Source organism: Micromonospora sp. NPDC048947 (genome assembly GCF_040649495.1).
In the GTDB taxonomy this organism is placed as follows: domain Bacteria; phylum Actinomycetota; class Actinomycetes; order Mycobacteriales; family Micromonosporaceae; genus Micromonospora; species Micromonospora alfalfae.
In genome coordinates this window covers 163876-178251 of sequence record NZ_JBEZFO010000004.1, presented here as the reverse complement: position 1 = coordinate 178251, position 14376 = coordinate 163876, and the positions used below count along the sequence as shown (strand labels likewise).

Here is a 14376-nt window from a genome sequence, read left to right as displayed (position 1 = left end):
CGGGTCAGGCGGTCAGCCGGCGGATGAGTTTGCGCATGCCGGCCTGCCACCCGTCCGGGTCCTCGGCGCGGCGGCGCGCGTAGTCGGCCACCTCGGGGTGCGGCAGGATCAGGAACCTCTCCTCGGCCAGCCCGGCGATGGCCGCGTCGGCGACCTGGTCCGGGGTGAGCACCGCACCGGACGCGGCGACCACCCGGGCGCCGAGGTGACCCTCGGCGAGCCCGTCGGCGAGCATCGGGGTGTCCACCCCCTGCGGGCACAGCGCGCTGACCCGGATACCCCGGTCCCGGTAGGTGATGGCCAGCCACTCCGCGAACCCCACCGAAGCGTGTTTCGTCGTCGTGTAGGCGGCGTCGCCCACCGCTGTCAGCACACCGGCCGCGGAGCAGGTGTGCAGCAGGTGCCCGCCGCCGCGGGCGAGCATTCCGGGCAGCACCGCGCGCGCGGAGTAGACGTGGGCCAGCACGTTGACCCGCCAGGAGCGGTCCCAGCCGGCGTCGTCGACCTCCACGCCCCCGCCGGTGGTCACCCCGGCGTTGGCGCAGAACAGGTCGATCCGGCCGTACCGCTGCTCGGTGTCGGCGACCAGGGCGCGGACCTGCTCCTCGTCGGTGACGTCGAGGGCGCGGGCGTGCGCGACCGGGCCGATGCCCTCGGCCACCGCGCGGGCCGCGTCGGCGTCCAGGTCGGCGACCACCACGGCGGCGGCCCCCTCGGCGGCGAACCGGCGCGACAGCGCCGCGCCGATGCCGCCGGCCCCGCCGGTGACCACCACGATCCGGTCGGTGAGGTTCACGCGGACGCCTCCACGACGTTGGTGCCCAACCGGGCGATGAGGCTGAGCAGCGCTGTCGCGCCGCCGGCGGTGACCTCGGGGGTGGGCAGCAGAGCGACGATCGGCACGTCCACCCCGTTGTCGGCGTAGCGGCGCACCTCGGCGCGGCACCGCTCCGCAGAGCCGTGCAGCACCAACGCGTCGACCACCTCGTCGGGCACCGCCGCGTTGGCGCCACGCCGGTCACCGGCGGCCCACGCCGCCCACATGGGCGCGAGCGCCTCGTCACGGCCGAGCCAGCGGTGGAACTCGGCGTACGCTCCGACGGTGAGGTAGCTGGTGATGAGCCGACGGCCCAGCGCCCGGGCGTACGCGGCGTCCTCGGTGGGGCAGACGAAGATCCGGGCGGCGACCTCGAAGCCGGCCCGGCGCTCGCCCAGCTCGGCGAGGGCCTGCGGCACGTCGTCGGCGCTGAGCCAGTTGAGGATGACCCCGTCGGCTTCCGCACCGGCCAGCCGAAGCATCCCCGGGCGCAGCGCGGCGAGCAGGATCGCCGGCGGCACCGCCGGCGGTCGTTCCAGCGTGAACCGGCGGACGGCGAACGTGTCGTAGACCTCGTCGACCGTCTCGCCGGCCAGCGCGGCGCGCAGGAAACGCAGCACGTCGCGGGTGCGGCGGAACGGCTCGTCGAACGGCACCGCGTTCCAGTCCCGTACCAGCACGGGTGAGGACGCGCCGATGCCGAGCGAGAACCGACCCGGCGCGGCTTCGGCCAGCGCCGCCGCGCTCATCGCCAACAACCCGGGGCCCCGGGTGAAGACCGGTGTGATCGCGGTGCCGAGCCGCAGGCCGGGCTGCCAGGCCGCGGCCAGCGCCAGCGGGGTGAACGCGTCGGTCCCGGCGACCTCGGACGACCAGACGTCGGTGAACCCGGCCCGGTCGAGGGCCGCGTAGGCCGCGTCGTGCTGCGCCAGCGCGATCCCGCCCAGCGGCACCGTCATGCCCCATCGATTCGTCACCGGTCGATCGTGCCCGTTGACGCGGGCCCGAGCAAGATCCCCGGGTTGGGCAGAATCGCCGGTTTCCGCCAGTGCGCCCCAGCACCGAATGCTACGACTTCGTGGTGGACCGGACCGACGGCGCAGGCCGCTGACCATGGGTTCCAGGGCAGCGGGACACCTGGAGCCGGTCCCGGCGGCGGCCGCGCCCGGCCGGGCGACGTTCCTGGAACTCTTCTTCGACCTGGTGTACGTCTTCGCGCTCACCCGGATCTCGGCGCGCGCGTTCGAGGACCTGACCGAGGAGTCGGGCCGGAAGCACATCTGGGAGGCGGTCACCGGCAGCGGCAAGACACTGCTGTTGCTGCTGGCGCTCTGGGCTGTCTGGCAGGGCACCGCGTGGACGACCAGCCGTTACGACCCCTACCGCGTGCCGTTGCAGACCGTGGTGATCACCGCGCTGGTGTGCAGCATGCTGATGGGGGTCGCGATCCCCCGGGCCTTCAGCGAGACCGCGCTGATGTTCGCGGTGCCGTACGTGATCGCCCAGGTGACGCGGCCGGTGATCCTGTCGATCGCGCTGGGCCCGCACCCGTACCGCCGGCTGAAGGTCCGGATGGCGGTGATCTTCGCCGTCAGCGGGGTGCTCTGGATCACCGGCGCGATGCTGAGCACCAACGCGCAGGTGGCGCTCTGGTCGGCGGCGCTGGTGCTCGAGTACCTGGCGGCCCGCTGTGGTTGGCCGGTGCCCGGCCTGGGTCGATCGACGATCTCGAAGTGGGAGATCGCCGGGGAACACCTGGCCGAGCGGTACCAGCAGTTCTTCCTCGTCGCGCTGGGCGAGACGATCCTGGTGGCCGGTTTCGCGTACAGCAAGGGCCCGTACCAGGCGGGGCACGCGTGGGCGTTCGCGCTGGCGCTGGCCACCTCGATCATGCTGTGGCGGATCTACGTGCAGCGCGCCGGGCGGATCCTGGGCGAGGCGGTGATGAAGGCCCGCCACCCCGCCACCATCGGCCGTTCCGCCGCCGACACCCACCTGGTGATGGTGATCGGTCTCGCCTCGACAGCGATCGGATACGAGCTGATCATCGAGAGCCCGCTGGAGCGGATCCCGGGGCCGTGGCTGGTCATGGTGCTCGGCGGTCCGGTCCTGTTCCTGGCCGGGCGGGCCCGCCTGGAGTACGAGGTGTTCGCACGGGTCTCCCCGTCCCGGTGGATCGCCCTCCTGGTGCTGGCGGCGTCAGCCGTGCCGCTGCGACACCTGCCCGGGGTGGCCGCGACAGCGGTCGGAGCGATGGTGCTGGCCGCGGTAGCGGTGGCCGACGCCCGTCGGGCCCAGGGCGCCCCACCGGAGGCCGCCACGCCACCGTTCTGAGCCTCGCTTGGCCGCGTCACGGCGGCGCGGAAGGCTAATCTCGGCCGGTGACCTTTTCCCTCGTCGCCCGCTCCGCTGACGGCCGCCTGCACGGCGTGGCCGTCGCCAGCAAGTTCCTCGCCGCCGGGGCGCTGGTGCCGGCCGCCGCCGCCGAGGTGGGCGCGCTGGCCACCCAGGCGCACGTCAACCTCGCCTACCGCCCGCAGGGCCTCACCCTGTTGCGCACCGGGGTGGCCGCCGCCGACGTGGTGGCCGGGCTGGTCGCCGCCGACCCCGAGCGGGAGCACCGCCAACTCGGCGTCGTGGGGGCAACCGGCGCGGGCGCCAGCTGGACCGGGCCGGCCTGCCACCAGTGGGCCGGCGGGCGGACCGGCGACGGCTGGGCCGCGCAGGGCAACGTGCTCACCGGCCCGGAGGTCGTCGACGCCCTCGGCGAGGCCTGGCTGGCGGGAACGGCGCTGCCCTTCGCCGAGCGGTTGGTCGCCGCGCTGCGGGCCGGCGACGAGGCCGGTGGCGACCGGCGTGGCCGGCAGAGCGCCGGCCTGCTCGTGGTCGAGCGCGGCGGCGGGTACGGCGGGACCAGCGACGTGGTGGTGGACCTGCGCGTGGACGACCACCCGGACCCGGTCGCCGAGCTGGGTCGCCTGCTCACTGTGCACACCATGCTGTTCGGCCGGCCCGACCCGGCCACCCTGCTCGACCTGAGCGGCGCGGTCGCCGCCGAGGTGGCGGCGTTGCTCGGCGCGCTGGGCCATCCGGTGCACGAGGACGGCACCGAAGCGGCATTGATCTCCTGGGCCGGTTTGGAGAACCTGGAGGAGCGGCTGGTGCCGGGGCGGATCGACCCGGTGGTGCTGACACACCTGCGCCGTGTCGCCCCGCACGTCCCCGCACCCCGCGCAGCGAGCTGACCCCGGCCGTTCCCACGCGAGGCGGCTGAGCCGGGCTGGCTCAGCCCTTGACCCGGGGCACCAGCCGGTGCACGACGGTGAGCGCCAACGCCATCACCACCGCCATCGTGCCGGCGATCCCGGCGGCGCTGCCCGCGTACCCGACGAACAGGGGACGGCGGGCCAGCTCCTCCGGCCCGGTGTCGCGCAGGTCGAGTAGCCAGGACAGGGAGATCCCGCAGGCCACCAGGGCGAGCACACCGCCGAGCCCGAGCACCAGCGCCGCGATCCGGTGCGCGTCGCCGGGGGCGATCTCGGCCTGCTCCCGCTGGGTGACCAGCAGCAGCAACCCGGCCAACGCCGCCCACACGCCGACCACGAGGTACGCGGCGACGGCGTCGCTGGGTCGGTGCCAGCCGGCGGAGAGGGTGGCGACCCCGGCGACGGCGGCGTAGGCGGCGCCGATGAAGGCACCGGCGGCCCGCACCTTGCGCGGCAGCACGAGCATCAGGGCGACCGCCACCGAGGCGGCCACCGTGGCGTGCCCGCTCGGAAGGCTGTTGCCGACCGCGGCGCGTTCCGGGTCGACACCGAAGTCGGGCCGGTTCAGCCCGTACTTGAGCAGCTGGGTGGTGACGTTCGCTCCGGCGATCAGCAGGGTCGCGGTGATCGCCAGGGCGATCCGCCCCCGGATCAGCGCGATGAACCCGATCATCGCGGTGGCGGCCAGCAGCGAGACCACCGACATCGCGTTGAGGATCCGGTCGACCGGACCCTCGATGGTGTCCTGCCCGATCCGGTTGCCGGTGAGGGCGACCGTGTCCACCCACTGACCTATCTCGGAGTGCACGGCCACCCGCCACACGGCGAGGAAGGCGGCCGCCTGGACGAGGGCCAGTACGACCAACCAGACCGCGGTCCAACCCCGTGCCGTCGCGCGCATCCGCACACCGTAGCGGCAGGTGTCGGCGCTCCGACCGGTGGCCCGCCGCCAATCGCCGGTTAGGTTGTGCCGGAGGCGAGGAGGCGGTCGTGAGCGGAACACCGGAGCGCGACAGCGGCCCGGCCGAACCCGGCGCGGAGCAGCGTGAAGGCGACAACCCGGGGTCGGGAGGGCCGGTGCGGGCCGGCGTCGGCACCGGTCCGGGTGGGCCGGCGCGGGCCGAGTCGCTGACGGATCTGCTGGGCGGGCGACGCGGCGCCATCGATGCGACAGTGCCGCCGCTGGCGTTCGCGGCGGGCTGGCTGCTGGGTGGCGAGTCGCTGTGGGGCGGGGTCGGTGCGGCGCTGGCCGCGGGCGCGGTGGTGACCGGCGTACGGCTGCGCCGGGGTGACCGGCCGCGCTCGGTGCTGATCGGACTGCTGGCCGTCTGCGTCGCGGCGTTGATCGCGGTACGCACCGGCCGGGCCGAGAACTTCTTCCTGATCCAGGTGCTGTCGAACGCCGCGAGCGCTCTGGCGTGGACGGTCAGCATCGTGGTGCGGTGGCCACTGCTCGGTGTGCTGGTTGGCGCGGTGCTGGGCCAGCGGGCCGGTTGGCGGCGCGACCCGGTGCTGCTGCGTGGCTACGGCCGGGCCAGTTGGGTGTGGACGGCTACCTACCTGCTGCGGCTGGCCGTGTTCGTGCCGCTCTACCTGGGTGGGCAGGTGCTCGCGCTGGTGGTGGCCCGGGTGGCGCTGACCTGGCCGCTGGTCGCCGCGGCGCTTGCGCTGAGCTGGGTGGTGCTGCGGCGCTCGCTGCCGGCCGGGCACCCGGGGTTGCGTCACCCGGTCGCGCCGCCTCGCTGAAACCGGCCCCGCGCGGCCCGACTCGGGGCAGGGCAGCGGCCGGACTCGGGGCAAAAAAGTGGAGAGGCCGCCACGGGGGGAGCGGCCTCTCCGGTGACGTACGTTACTCCGTCACGGACCTCGGTGTGATCCCGCGACGGCCCGAATTTCTGGGCTTTTTCGCGGCTGGCTCCAGTCCGGGCGGTGGGGTGGGCCAACCGATCCGCTGCGTCGGCCAGATGGCCGGCCCACCCCGGCCTGACCGTGGGAGTCAGGCCGTCCCGCCAGCCCGGGTCCGTCGTTCCCCGGACCCGGGCCGGATCCCGGGGTGGGCGGTCCACGCCACCCACCCCGGGTCGTCTCAGCCGTTCGGGAACATGCTGCCGTAGTCGGCGTACGCCATGGCGACGTCAGCCTGCGCCCAGAACCGGTGGTAGTTGAACTCGGGCTCCGCACCACCGTTGAGGTACGCCTGTACCTTGGGCCAGTCCGGGTCGTTCTTGTAGAAGGACCGGATGTCGAGGAAGCTCTTGCCGGCGGCGATGGTGTCACCGTTCGGCATCTTCCCGGTCCAACCCGACGGGACGTAGAGGCCCTGCCCGGTGGACGCGTTGTAGACGTCGTCGAAGCGCCGGTAGTCGCCACGCTTCTCGGTGGTGGAGACACCCTTGGCGTCGCTGGCGGCCGAAAGCGCGTCGAGCAGCCCCTTGGCGGTGTCCTTCGCCGCCACGTTGCCCGACTTGGCCGCGTACGCGATCAGGATCCGGGCGTAGGCGGCGGTGACGCCGACGTCCTGACCCTTGCTGATGACCTCGACGTGCAGGCCGGTGTTGGGCTGCGGGTTGGACGGGTTCCAGGTGGTCGGCTGACCGGTCCACGCCATGTCCGACGGGATCGACCAGTTGGTGCCGAGGGTGGTGTTGGCGATCGCCCAGGGAACCCACTTGTCCAGCAGCGCCTTGGCCTTCGCGTTGCCGGTCTGCTGGTACAGCTCGGCGATGCGCTGCATCGACCAGGCCTGCATGCCGAACCACTGGTTCGACGGCGGGTCGTTGTAGACCGGGTCGACGTCGTAGAACATGCCGTAGAAGGTGCTGGTGCCGGCCGGCGGCTGGGCGTAGCTACCGTCCCAGCTGTTGGTGGCGCCACCGGCGATGCCGCCCTCGGCGGACTGCAACCAGGTGTAGAACTCCAGCTGCCGCTCGAAGCTCTTGGTCCAGTCGGCGACAGCTGTCGACGACTGCGGCTTGAGCTCCGGGGTGTTGGTCAGCGCCCAGGCCGCGAACGGGTTCTGGTAGCCGAAGTGGTTGTGGCTGGAGCCGATCCGCCAGGACCAGTTCTGGCTGGCGTCGTACGCGCCGCCCCAGGCGTAGTACCAGGACAGCAGGTAGTGCGCCGAGTCCTTGCCGCTGCCGGCGGGGCAGGTGCTGGCCCCGACGCAGTTGCCGATCTTCTTGAAGTACTTGTCGAACATCGCGTACCGCAGGTAGTCGCCCATCTTGGCGGCCTTGGTGATGGTGGCGGCGACGTCGGCCTGCTTGTTCTGCGCCTTGGACCAGGTCAGCGCCCAGTACGCGGCCTGCACGGCGCGGGCGTCGGCGTCCGGGGCGTTCGTGTACTTCCACTGCTTGGCGGGGGCGCCGGTGTCCTTGACGAACAGGTCGAGGTAGCCGTACTGACCGCCGTGCTTGAAGGTGTCGCAGGAGGGCTGCGGGACGGTCTCCCACACCGACTCCTGGGTGCCCCGCTGGAAGGTGTTGATGTAGGCCGGCTTGGTGGTGCCGTCACCGCAGCGGCCGAAGCCGTAGGTGTTGTCGACGTCCATCAGCCAGTGCATGCCGTAGATGTCGCCGGTGCCGTAGGTGGACTGCAACTCCGAGCGGAGCGGGTCCTGGCCGACCGAGATGTTCGGGTTCAGCGCCGACGGGTACTGGCTGGGCAGGTTGTACTCCGCGGCGTACTGCGGGGTGCCCGCGGAGCCGGCGGTCGGCTGGTCGGCGTGCGTGGGGATGATGTACTTCTCCATCACCGTCCAGGCGTTGTTGAACGGGGCCCAGTTCTGGGTGACCTTGCCGTAGTAGGCCTCCAGCCAGAGCCAGAAGCTGAACGCCTCCGAGGTGGTCTCGTGGCCGTGGTCGGGCGCCTCGACGATCAGCGTCTCCACCGAGTGGTACGGCACGCCCTCGGGGCTGAAGTAGCCCGAGTTCTTGATCTTGCCGTACTGCTCGAGGAACTTGGCGGTGTAGGCGTTGTCGCCGCCGGGGGTGTCGTTGTCGATCTCGGTGGCGCTGACCGCCAGCGAAGCGAGACCGGTGGCGGAGGCGGTGATGGTGGCGGCGCCGCCGACGGTGTCGGCGTCCTCCGCCGCGGCGACGGTGACGGTGACCCCGGTGTTCCAGTTGCTCGGGGTCAGCGTGGCGGTGGCCGGCGAGACCGTGACGTCGGTGTCACCGCTGCGGGTGAGGGTGACCGGCACGTTGGCCGTCGGGGCGGCGCTGAGCTTCAGGTTGAAGGTGGCGCTGCCACCCTCGGCGACGCTCACAGCGGACGGGGTGGCGACAAGTATCGGACCGTTGGCGGCCCCAACGGTGAAAGCCTTCTCGTCGACCCCGATGCCGTTGGCGTTGTCGTACGCCTTGGCCTGGACGGTGTAGCTGCCGGCCGGCAGGTCCTCCTGGGTGTACGCGTACGGAGCGGAGGTGTCGGTGTTGATCAGCAGGCCGTTGCGGTAGAACTCGACCTTGCTGATCGTCCCGTCCGGGTCGCTGGCGGTGGCCGTCAGCGGCACGTCGGCCGGCGCGGTGAACGGCCCGGTCGGCAGACCGAGGGAGACCGTCGGCGGCTGGTTGGCCGGGGTGCCGTTGCAGGGGGTGCCGTTGAGGGTGAACGAGGTGGGCTTCGGGTTGCTGCCCGAGTGGGCGCCGTTGAAGCCGATGGTGGTGGAGGCCCCGGTGGCAAGGTTGCCGTTGTACGACTCGTTGGTCGCGGTGACCTCGCTGCCGGTCTGGCTGAATCTGGCCGACCAGCCCTGGGTGACCCGCTGACCGCTGGTCGGGAAGGTCCACTTGAGCGTCCAGTTGCTCACCGGGTCACCCAGGTTCTTGATGGTGACGTTCGCGGTGAAGCCGGTGTTCCAGTCGTTGGTCGCGTAGACCACGTCACAGGCGGGGGCGGCCTGTGCGGCGCCGGCAGGCAGGGTCACCCCGCCGATGGCGAGCAGCGCGGCGGCGGCGAGCGCCACGCGCCGGCGTATTGCCAGTTGTCTCATGTGCGCGGTGTCTCCTCGGACCAGGCCGGGATGGTCCCCGGCGAGGCGCCTGCCCGCGAGGGTGGTGGTGGTCCGCGGGGATGTCGAGGCGCCGGGAAGGTGGTCGTGCCCGGGCCCGGCCGGGGTAGGGCGTGCGGCCCGCACGGGAGGGGGTCCCGCCGGCTGCGCTCGGGTGACCGTGACCGGAGCTGGTGCTGCCGGTTGCCCTCGGTGGACCCGCACTCACGCGATCTGGCTCCTGTCGCGTCGAATCGACAGTGTGCCATGGAAGCGCTCCCACAACAAGCGCACGGAGCGCCGGATCAGCTCCTTGTTTCGATCTCGTTTTGGGTCTTTCACAAAGGCGTGACGGGCGTTACAGTCGCAACATCGGTCGATGGGAGCGCTTCCATCGACAAGGTTCCAACAAGAAGATCGCTGGGGTCGTTTCTGACGGGCCCAGGGAACCAGACCGAGGGCCGACGACGGGCCAGCCCGGACGCCGTCGTCAGCCATCGTCCCACCACAGGGAGGGAGGTGGAACCAGAGCCACTCGCGTGGCCCGGCTCCCGCGCGACACGCACGGCAGGACCCAAATCTCGCCCGTGTGTGTGCAGTTACGGTGGGGACGGGGGTTGCCCTCCCCCGTCCCCACACTAAACCCCCGTACACGATAGGAAAAGAGGCCGACGGGACAGGCGCGCCGCGCCGCCCGGACGGCCTCGTTCGCTGCTCGGGGCCAACCACCCGCCTCCCACCCGCCAGCGCCGGCCGTTCTGACGGCCGGCTGACCGGCAGGCAGCGTCTGCCCTATCATGGGAGCGCTCCCGAATCTTTCGGCGGTGGCCCCGTATCCATGAGGAGAATCCATGTCGATACCTACCGGGCCCGCCGGCCCGCTGCGCTTCCCGGACAACTTCGGCTGGGGCGCGGCCACCTCCGCCTACCAGATCGAGGGCGCCGCCAAGGAGGACGGGCGCGGCGAATCGGTCTGGGACACCTTCAGCCGCGTCCCAGGTCGCACCCGCAACGGCGACACCGGAGACGTGGCCATCGACCACTACCACCGCTACGCCGAGGACCTCGACCTCATGCGCGACCTCGGGTTGCGCAGCTACCGCTTCTCCATCTCCTGGCCCCGGATCCAGCCCGACGGCACCGGCACGCCCAACCAACGCGGCCTCGACTTCTACCGCCGCCTCCTCGACGGCCTGCACGAGCGCGGAATCACCCCGATGGCCACCCTGTTCCACTGGGACCTCCCGCAGGCGCTCCAGGACGCCGGTGGCTGGGAGTCACGCGACACCGCCCACCGCTTCGCCGACTACGCCGACGTGGTCTTCCGCGCCCTCGGCGACCGGGTGCCGGTCTGGCTCACCATCAACGAACCCAAGACCGTTGTGCAGAACGGCTACCTCACCGGCCACCACGCCCCCGGGCGGCAGGACCCGGACGCCGCCTACCTGGTCGCCCACCACCTGCAACTCGCCCACGGGTACGCCGTCGCCGCGCTGCGGGCCACCGGCAGCGACAGCCGCATCGGCCCCGCGCTCAACCTGCACCCCTGCTACCCCGCCGACGACTCCCCGCAGGCCGCCGCGGCCGCCCACCTCTACGACGCCTACGAGAACCGGCTCTACCTCGACTCGCTGCTCAAGGGCAGCTACCCGGAAGACCTGCTGGCCGACCTGGGCCCGCAGAGCCGGATGGTCCAGGGCATCCGCGACGGCGACCTGGAGACCATCTCCGCGCCGGTCGACCTGCTGGCCGTGCAGTACTACACCCCGATCTACGTCACCGGCGACGGCGGCACCGCGCACCGCTGGGCGACCTCCGAGGCCGAATGGCAGCAGATCTACCCCGAGGGGATGTACGACCTGCTGACCCGGATCACCCGCGAATACGGGCCGATCCCGCTCACCATCACCGAGAACGGGCTGCCCACACCGGACACCCTGGGCGCGGACGACACCGTCCAGGACACCGGGCGGATCAGGTTCCTGCGCGACCACCTCACCGCGGCGCACCGGGCCATCGCCGACGGAGTGCCGCTGGAGAGCTTCCACGTCTGGTCACTGCTTGACAACTTCGAGTGGGACCAGGGCTACGACCAGCGCTGGGGCCTGGTCTACGTGGACTACGCCACCCAGCGTCGAGTGCTCAAGAACTCCGCCACCTGGTACCGCTCCGTCATCGCCGACGGCGGCTTCTGACCGCGCCGCCACCCGGATGGCCGGGCCCGGACGGCTCGGCTCGGGTGAGCCGTGACCGTCCGGGCCCCGGCCGGCTCACTCAGCGGGGCAGCGCCTGCTGCAACTCCGCCCGCAGGGCCGGGGTGAGCATCTCCCCCGCCTGCTTGGCCAGCCGGGCCATCTCGTAGCCCACCACGCCGATGTCCGCGTCACCGGCGGCCAGCGTGGCCAGAATCGAACCGTCGCGGATCTGCATCACCAGGAAGTAGCCACGGCCCATCTCGACCACCGTCTGCTTGACGACATCGCCGTCGAACATCGAGGCCGCGCCCGCGGTGATGCTCATCAGCCCCGAGGTCACCGCGGCGAGCTTGTCCGCGTTGTCACGCGGCAGGTGATCGGAGATCGCCACCAGCAGCCCGTCAGAGGAGACCACCACCGCGTGCGCCACACCCGGCACCCGCTCCGCGAACGCGCTCACCAGCCAGCTCAGGTCACGCGCCTCCTGGCTCAACGTCGTCACTGTCGTCGTCCCCCTTCGTCGTGCCCCCCGGACGGTGGCACGGGTATCTCGGTGGTGTCCTCAGCCTCGGCGCGCCGTACTCCGCTGTAGAGCCGCGAGAGCATGCCGCCGACCGCCTCCGGGTCCGGGTCGGTGCGGGTCGGTGCCGTCATCGGTTGTGCCGAACGGGTGACAGCGCTCAACTGCGCCATGGGCACCCGCACCGGCAATCCCCGCTCATTGGTGCCGGCGGTCACCGGGATCGTCGGTGGCGCCGCCGCGGCGGGCACCACCGGCGCGGTCGGGCCCTGCCGCGAATACCAGCCCCCGCCGGCACCGCGAGCAGCGGCGGGGGTCAACACGTCCTCGGCGCGTACCGGCACCGGGCGGCCCTGACGCGGCACGCCGACGCCCGGCGGGCGGCCGGCCACCGGCAGGTCCCGCACCGCGCCGTTCAGCATCGGGGCAGGGACCGGCCGGGCTGCCCCGGACTGCGGAACCATCCCTCGCGCCGCGCTCGCCGCCAACATCCGCGCCGGGGGGGGCGCATCCAGCTCCACACTGCCCGGCGGCGCCAGCAACACGGCGGGCAGGGCGAGCCGGGCGACCAGGCCGTCCTCGCCGCCCTCCAGTCGCACCCGGACGCCCAACCGGGCCGCGAGGTGGCTGACCACGAAGAGCCCCATCCGCTCCACCGCCGCGACATCCGCGGCCGGAGGGCTGGCCAGCACCTCGTTCGCCTGCACCAACGCGGTCGGGCTCATACCCAGACCCCGGTCGACGATCTCGATCATCGCGCCCCCCGCCTCGACTCGGGCGGTCACCACCACGACGGTGTCCGGGCGGGAGAAGGCGGTGGCGTTCTCCAGCAGCTCGGCCAGCAGGTGCACCAACTCGCCGACGGCGTGCCCGACCAGGTGCACATCGGCCACCGACTCGATCCGGACCCGCTGGTACTGCTCGATCTCCGCGGCGGCGGCCAGCAGCACCGCACCGAGCCCGACCGGACGGTTCCACCGGCGGGTGGAGTCGGTGCCGGCGAGCACCAGCAGGCTCTCGTCGTTACGACGCATCCGGGCGGCCAGGTGATCGAGCTTGAACAGGTTCTCCAGCTGGTCCGGGTCGCTCTCCTCGCGCTCCAGGTCGTCCAGCAGCTCAAGCTGACGCTCCACCAGCACCTGGCTACGGCGGGCCAGGTTGACGAACATCGCGTTGACGTTGCGCCGCATCAGCGCCTGCTCGACGGCGACGGTGACCGCGCTGCGGTGCACCGCCACGAACGCCTCGGCCAGCTCGCCGATCTCGTCGAGTGAGCGGACCACCGCCGGCGCGACATCGATGCGCGGCACCCCACCGGTGACGGTCTTCAGTCGGTCCAGGGCATCCGGCAACTCGACCTGGGCGATCCGCAGCGCCTGGCTGCGCAGCATCCGCATCGACCGGGCGACCGACCGCCCGATGAGCAACGAGATCAGCAGTGCGGCCAGCAGGACGGTGACCACCCCGCCGACGACCAGCAGGGTCGTCCGCAGCTGATCGGCGCTGGCCTCCTCGGCCTGCCGGACGGCGTCGTCGAGCACACCCGCCTCAAGCTGACGCAGCAGCTCCTGACGCTGCTGGCTGGCCGACCACCACTGCTCCGACGGCAGCACCTGCGGCGACGCGCCGCCGGAGGACAGGCTGCGCTCCTCCAACCCGGTGGCGACCAGGAACATCGGCGACACCGAGGTCTCGTCGTAGCGGCGGATCTGCTCACTGGTCGCGGCCACCCGGAACGCGCCGAGCGCGGTGAGCTGCTGACCGCGCAGGTCGGCGAGGACCACCCGGTCCTCGGTGCCGTACGCACCGGCGCGGCCTGCGGCGTAGAGCTGGGCCCGCACCCGGGAGGAGAGCTCCTTGACCCGGGCCAACTGGACGTAGCGCAGCACCGCGTCGTTCAACGCCGGCTGGTTCTGCCCCGGCGTCGGTTCGGCGAGCAGGTCGAGCAACGCCCCGACGGCCCGATGGTAGTTGCCCAAGATGGTTTCGGTGCTGAGCACCGCCGGCGGGATCGCCGAGCGGATGTCGACCACCTGGTCGTACGCCTCCAGCGCCTCGGAGAAGGCCACCCGCCAGGACGCGTCAGCGTCCGCCAACGGCTCGGCGGCCCGGCTGAGGTCCACGATGGCCTTGTCGGTGGCCGCCTGCAACGGCTTCAGGTCGTTCTCGGCGGCCTGCCGGTCACCACCCTTACGCAGCTCAGCCAGCTCCCCCGCCGAACGGTCACGCTCCTGCTGGAGCTGGTGCACCGCCGCGGTGATCTGCCGGCCGATGCCAACCTGACTGGAGAAGTCGTTCAACGCCGTCGTCCGCCCCACCAGGGTGCTGGTCTGCACCCCGGCGAGCAGAAGGAACGCCATCGACGGCACCAACAGCACTGTGGCGAGCTTCGTGCTCATCCGCCAGTCGCGCAGCCGGAACGGTGACCGCCGTCGATGCGGAACGACTCGGACATCGAAGCGTCGTCGGCGATGGTTCGACACCGCGCCGTTCGCCGGGTCGGGACCTGCCGCCACCCTGCCTCCTCCGTCCTACCGCGTCCACCGCGGTCGGGGGAGCGCAGTCCATCCAACCAGGCTCGGTACCGC

10 protein-coding genes are annotated in these 14376 nt (G+C 72.1%); 4 read left to right on the top strand and 6 right to left on the bottom strand.

Annotated features, from left to right (window positions below; translation table 11 throughout):
- Positions 1-4: 4 nt before the first annotated feature.
- Positions 5-796 (bottom strand): SDR family oxidoreductase, encoded by a 792-nt coding sequence (locus AB0B98_RS08165; RefSeq protein ID WP_357361509.1) that lies wholly within the window; start codon positions 794-796, stop codon positions 5-7.
- On the bottom strand, positions 793-1776 hold the full coding sequence (locus AB0B98_RS08160; RefSeq protein ID WP_357361679.1) for an LLM class F420-dependent oxidoreductase: 984 nt from the start codon (positions 1774-1776) through the stop codon (positions 793-795). Before AB0B98_RS08160 ends, AB0B98_RS08165 begins: the two co-directional genes overlap by 4 nt.
- Before the next feature lie 154 nt (positions 1777-1930).
- On the opposite strand from AB0B98_RS08160, the gene AB0B98_RS08155 reads away from it, so the two are divergent.
- Both AB0B98_RS08155 and AB0B98_RS08150 read left to right on the top strand, forming a co-directional pair.
- Positions 1931-3151: a low temperature requirement protein A gene (locus AB0B98_RS08155; protein WP_357361508.1), complete on the top strand. Its 1221-nt coding sequence runs from the start codon at positions 1931-1933 to the stop codon at positions 3149-3151.
- A gap of 47 nt (positions 3152-3198) precedes the next feature.
- Positions 3199-4062: a DUF1028 domain-containing protein gene (locus AB0B98_RS08150; RefSeq protein ID WP_357361507.1), complete on the top strand. Its 864-nt coding sequence runs from the start codon at positions 3199-3201 to the stop codon at positions 4060-4062.
- Between the two features lie 40 nt (positions 4063-4102).
- Here AB0B98_RS08150 and AB0B98_RS08145 read toward each other — a convergent pair whose 3' ends face one another.
- Positions 4103-4990, bottom strand: a complete 888-nt coding sequence (locus AB0B98_RS08145; RefSeq protein WP_357361506.1) for a phosphatase PAP2 family protein — start codon at positions 4988-4990, stop codon at positions 4103-4105.
- 170 nt (positions 4991-5160) lie between these two features.
- Here AB0B98_RS08145 and AB0B98_RS08140 point away from each other — a divergent pair, with 170 nt between their 5' ends.
- Positions 5161-5829: a DUF3159 domain-containing protein gene (locus AB0B98_RS08140; protein ID WP_238672706.1), complete on the top strand. Its 669-nt coding sequence runs from the start codon at positions 5161-5163 to the stop codon at positions 5827-5829.
- 340 nt (positions 5830-6169) lie between these two features.
- Here AB0B98_RS08140 and AB0B98_RS08135 read toward each other — a convergent pair whose 3' ends face one another.
- Positions 6170-9076, bottom strand: a complete 2907-nt coding sequence (locus AB0B98_RS08135; RefSeq protein WP_357361505.1) for a glycoside hydrolase family 48 protein — start codon at positions 9074-9076, stop codon at positions 6170-6172.
- Between the two features lie 848 nt (positions 9077-9924).
- On the opposite strand from AB0B98_RS08135, the gene AB0B98_RS08130 reads away from it, so the two are divergent.
- Entirely contained in the window at positions 9925-11268 is a 1344-nt protein-coding gene (locus AB0B98_RS08130) for a GH1 family beta-glucosidase (protein ID WP_238672566.1), read from the top strand.
- A gap of 79 nt (positions 11269-11347) precedes the next feature.
- Here AB0B98_RS08130 and AB0B98_RS08125 read toward each other — a convergent pair whose 3' ends face one another.
- Positions 11348-11761, bottom strand: a complete 414-nt coding sequence (locus AB0B98_RS08125; RefSeq protein WP_196925059.1) for a roadblock/LC7 domain-containing protein — start codon at positions 11759-11761, stop codon at positions 11348-11350.
- 5 nt (positions 11762-11766) lie between these two features.
- The gene (locus tag AB0B98_RS08120) at positions 11767-14304 is read right to left on the bottom strand and encodes a nitrate- and nitrite sensing domain-containing protein (protein WP_357361504.1); all 2538 of its coding nucleotides are present in this window, start codon (positions 14302-14304) and stop codon (positions 11767-11769) included.
- Positions 14305-14376: the final 72 nt, after the last annotated feature.

Coding starts and splice junctions, on each gene's coding strand:
- AB0B98_RS08135 (WP_357361505.1), bottom strand. CDS start 9,076: ATGAGACAACTGGCAATACGCCGGCGCGTGGCGCTCGCCGCCGCCGCG.
- AB0B98_RS08130 (WP_238672566.1), top strand. CDS start 9,925: ATGTCGATACCTACCGGGCCCGCCGGCCCGCTGCGCTTCCCGGACAAC.
- AB0B98_RS08160 (WP_357361679.1), bottom strand. CDS start 1,776: ATGACGGTGCCGCTGGGCGGGATCGCGCTGGCGCAGCACGACGCGGCC.
- AB0B98_RS08155 (WP_357361508.1), top strand. CDS start 1,931: ATGGGTTCCAGGGCAGCGGGACACCTGGAGCCGGTCCCGGCGGCGGCC.